The sequence below is a fragment of the Mycobacterium sp. genome, from assembly GCF_049673265.1.
Taxonomy (GTDB): Bacteria; Actinomycetota; Actinomycetes; order Mycobacteriales; family Mycobacteriaceae; genus Mycobacterium.
On record NZ_JBATXN010000413.1, the window covers coordinates 1 to 4,029 of the forward strand.

Sequence of the window (4,029 nt, forward strand, 5' to 3'; positions counted from 1 at the left end):
CGACCACATCCTCCATGATCATCAAGAAGTCGGATCCTTCTTCATCGATGATCGCGGTGTACACCATTGGGTGATCAAGTGGCAGAACAACTCCCGAGCTAAACAGCCGAGGTTCATGAAACAGCCCGCTGGTAAGCGCGACAAGCTCAACGTGTGCCGGATCCGCTGCCTTGGCGAACACGGTGGCGGGCCCGGAGCCGGCGGAATACGTCAGCTCTAGCCGGGCACGCCGATTGGTGCCGTCGTCGCGCAGCACCACCGCGACATCGCTGACCACGGCGTCGGGATGATGGGCACGTATCGCGTCCGTCATCCACGCAGGCGTGATCTCCTCCCAGCCAGGTGGAATGGCTAACTCGGCGACCGTCACGGCTATTTCAGACAACTTCCCGCGTCGATGGGCAGCGTGACACCCGTGAGGTAGCGCGCCTCGTCGGAGGCGAAGAACAGCACGGCATTGCTGACGTCTTGCGGCTCCACCCAGGGAATTGGCAGGGTGTGGAACAGCTGACAAATGGGAGCCATGTCGTCTGGACCGGGATTCTCCAGATCCGGGCGGAACATCTTGAAGGTGCCGTCGTTGTGCAGCATTGGTGTTTTCACGTGGGTCGGGTGCACCGAGTTGACGCGAATCATGTGCTGCCCCAACTCAACCGCGAAAGCCCGCATCAGCCCGACGACTCCATGCTTGGCCGCGACGTAGTGGCCGGTGTGCGGGTAGGCCTTGAGTCCGCCGACCGAGCTCGTCAGGATGATCGAACCGCCGCGGCCACCCGCAAGCAGATGCGGCACACCGGCTTTCACGGTTTTCCATACCCCGGCCAGATTGATGTCGATCATCTCTGTCCAGTCTTCTTCGCTGGTCTTGTCCAGGGTGTCGCCGCCGTTGCCGATCCCTGCGTTGGCCACGATGATGTCGAGCCGGCCGAGTTGCTCCACGCCGTTGTCCAGCGCGGCTTTCAGTGCCTGGTAGTCGCGGACATCGACCTCAGCCGTGAAGATTCTGCGGTTCTGGCCCTTGACGAGGTCGGCGGTCTCCGCTAGATCCTCCGGCGTCGACGCCGGGATCGCGGTGTCTGTAACGCCTTCGCGGATGGGCTTACAGATATCCACCGCGATGATGTCGGCACCCTCCTGGGCCAATCGCACGGCGTGCGAGCGGCCCTGCCCACGTGCCGCGCCGGTGATGAACGCGACCTTGCCTTCGACTCGACCCGCCATCGTTACCTCATTTCCCTGATTTGTGTTTGGCTCAGCCGAGGACCGCCGGCATTGCCTCCCAGCCACGCACGGTGGACGTCGGAGACAAGGTGGCGTTGCTGAGGTCGACCTCCCATTCGGGGAAGCGCTTCAAGATCTCTTCGAGTGCGATCCGCCCCTCCAGCCGCGCCAGTGCCGAGCCGAGGCAGTAGTGGGTGCCGACGCTGAAGGCGAGATGTTGGCGCGGCTCGCGATGAATGTCGAAAACGTCGCCGTCCGGCGGGAATTGACGGTGATCGCGGTTAGCCGCGCCGATGAGCATCATCATGGCGCTGCCCTCCGGCACCGTCTGCCCGTAATAGGTGACGTCGCGGGTCACGTAGCGCGCCACGTGCGGAGCCGGCGGCTCGAAGCGCAGCAGTTCCTCGATGGCCTGGGGGATAAGCGCGGGGTTTTCGGCCAATTCCCGTCGCTGATCGGGATGCTCGGCCAGTACTTTGCCGGCCCAGCCGATCAGCCGGGTCGTGGTCTCATTGCCTGCGCCGGAGACCACGCTGACGTAGGTGAGCAGCTCTTCGCGCGTCAGCCGCCGGGTTATCCCCTTCTCGTCTTCGAACTCGACGTTCAACAGGTCGGTCATGATGTCGTCGGACGGGTGATGGGCTCGCCACTCGATGAATTCGGCGAAGAAGTCACCGGCGTTCATGCCGTCTGCTGCCAACGTCATCGGCTTGCCGGCCTCGGTGCGCATCTGCGCATTCGCCAAATCGCGCGCGGCTTCCTGATACTCCTCGGGCACACCGAGCAGCATGCCGATCACCCGCATCGGCATCTGTGCGCCGAGGTCTGCGACAAAGTCAAAACCCGACGTGCCAATCAGCGGATCCAAACTGCGAGCGCAGAATTCGCGGATCTTCGGTTCCAGATCGTTGATCTTGCGCGGCGTGAACATCCGAGCCAGCAATTTGCGGTGCACATCGTGGATGGGGGGATCCTCGAAGATGAGCACACCCGGCGGCATGTCCATGTTGGCCTTGATCAGCTCGATGATTGCGCCACGGGCCGAGCTGAAGTTTTCATGATCGACGATCGCCCGGTCAACATCGGCGAAGCGGCTCAACGCATAAAAGTCGTGCTGCTCGTTGTAATACAGCGGTGCTTCTTCACGCAGCGCGCGAAACGCCAAGTAAGGATCGGCATTGATCTGCACGTCGTACGGGTCGTAGTAGACGCCGGCAGTGACTGTCACAGGGCCTTACCTTTCGAAGCCGATCGCATCCGCATTGTTGATAGCTCTGAGCCTGCGGCAACTCTGTCATCGGCGGCCCCCGGGTGTCAACGTGGGATCCGTTTTCGCTACCCAGGATTCTCGAAAATAGAGAATTACATTCTCCACCTGGCGTTGAATGTGCGATATGCGAACGAGATAATGCAGTTCTCGAGCTAGTCGCCGACGAATCCGCGTGAGCAGAAGTCCCACACTTCGTCGGCGCTGATGGGATGCACAGTCGCGTCGTCGGAGCTGCTGGACTGCGCGATGAACATCACCGTCTGCATCGCCATTGCGGCCATCCGCCGTGGGTTGACGCCGGTTCGCAGCTCCCCGGCGGCGCTTGCTGCCTCCATCAGCTCGGCGAGCAAAGCAAGAAGCGGCGCGTGAGCAATCTTGACCTCGGCCGGATGCGAAACCAGCAACCTCGGTGCGAAGTCCGTGAACAGCGGCCGTTTCGCGGTCGGGTCGGGTCGCGAAGCTTCGAACAGCAACTCGACTGCCACCCGCAACCGGTCAATGGGGTCGGAGTGGTTTGCGGTGGCGGCCCTAATCTGATCGGCCGACCGGCTCAAAGCGTCTTCGAACAGCGCGAGCAGCAGTTCATGCTTGCCGTCAAACTGCAGGTAGAAGCTTCGCAACGACTGCCGCGAGCGGTCGACTACCTCTTGCACGGTAAAGTCCGTGCTGCCCTTCTCGATGATGATGGCCTGGGCCGCGTCGAGGAATCGTTGGACGCGCTGGGCCGCGCGCAGCTTCGCCGTCTTGATCGATCGCTCGACAGCACGCTGCTTCCAGGCCGGCTCTTCGCTTGGGCTGGTCAACGAGGGCTCAGCAGATTGCCGCGAGGGGAGAACATGATTGGACTCTACCGGAGAACGTCGTGTCATTGCGGAGCTAAACCCCCTCAGGGACGACGTGTCTGAGATTGTAACTTTCTTACCGCGAGAATACTATTCTCTCGCTGCTCTCCAGGGAAGCAGAACGCCAAACGCGGCTAAAGATTGGCCAGTCGCGGCGCGGACCGCTCGGCCCGCAGTGTCGCGCCAGCCGCCCGGGTCAGCTCGCGTGCGCTGCCGAGCATGCCGTCCAGCACCAGCGAGCGTTTGACGTGGCGGTGCAGGTCGTGCTCGGCGGTGAATCCGATACCGCCGAGCACCTGCTGACAGTGCCGTGCCGCGGTCAACGCGGCCTGGCCCGCCGCGGCCTTGGCGAGCAGGAAGCCCAGATCGTCGGGCTCGGCGGCGGCGGCAACCAGCGTGGCCTCCGCGCCTTCGACGGCAACCAATGTCTCGGCCAGCCGATGCCGGATGGCCTGGAACGAGGCGACCGGCTTGCCGAATTGCATGCGGTCTAATGCGTGCTGGCGCGCCAGTGCCAGCATGGTGCGGCTGGTGCCCACCAGCCACCAGCCCAGCGCGTGCCGGCCGGCAGCGAGAGGCAGCGAATCGCCTTGAGGCACACGGCGTATCGGGAGATCGCCGCCCAGTGCTGAGCTGGCTTGGTCGGTGCGCTCCCAAACCACCCAGGAGCCACCCGCGAACGGTAGCGGAACGGTA

At 63.0% G+C, this 4,029-nt stretch carries 4 protein-coding genes and 1 pseudogene; all 5 read right to left on the reverse strand.

Annotation, left to right across the window (positions count from 1 at the left end):
- Positions 1 to 370 (reverse strand): annotated as a pseudogene (locus tag WBF82_RS14155) (aminoglycoside phosphotransferase); the annotation flags it as partial.
- Between the two features lie 2 nt (positions 371 to 372).
- The gene (locus WBF82_RS14160; RefSeq protein ID WP_424383630.1) at positions 373 to 1,221 is read right to left on the reverse strand and encodes a mycofactocin-coupled SDR family oxidoreductase; all 849 of its coding nucleotides are present in this window, start codon (positions 1,219 to 1,221) and stop codon (positions 373 to 375) included.
- A 31-nt stretch (positions 1,222 to 1,252) separates the two neighbouring features.
- Positions 1,253 to 2,449, reverse strand: a complete 1,197-nt coding sequence (locus WBF82_RS14165) for a cytochrome P450 (RefSeq protein ID WP_424383631.1) — start codon at positions 2,447 to 2,449, stop codon at positions 1,253 to 1,255.
- Between the two features lie 194 nt (positions 2,450 to 2,643).
- Positions 2,644 to 3,294 carry a TetR/AcrR family transcriptional regulator gene (locus WBF82_RS14170; RefSeq protein ID WP_424383632.1) on the reverse strand — a complete coding sequence of 217 codons (651 nt, stop codon included), beginning with the start codon at positions 3,292 to 3,294 and terminating at the stop codon, positions 2,644 to 2,646.
- A gap of 173 nt (positions 3,295 to 3,467) precedes the next feature.
- Positions 3,468 to 4,029 (reverse strand): acyl-CoA dehydrogenase family protein (locus WBF82_RS14175; RefSeq protein ID WP_424383633.1); only part of this gene is annotated, 562 nt, incomplete at its 5' end.

Bases quoted from the DNA above. Each gene is read 5' to 3' on its own strand.
- WBF82_RS14160 (WP_424383630.1), bottom strand. From the start codon at position 1,221: ATGGCGGGTCGAGTCGAAGGCAAGGTCGCGTTCATCACCGGCGCGGCA.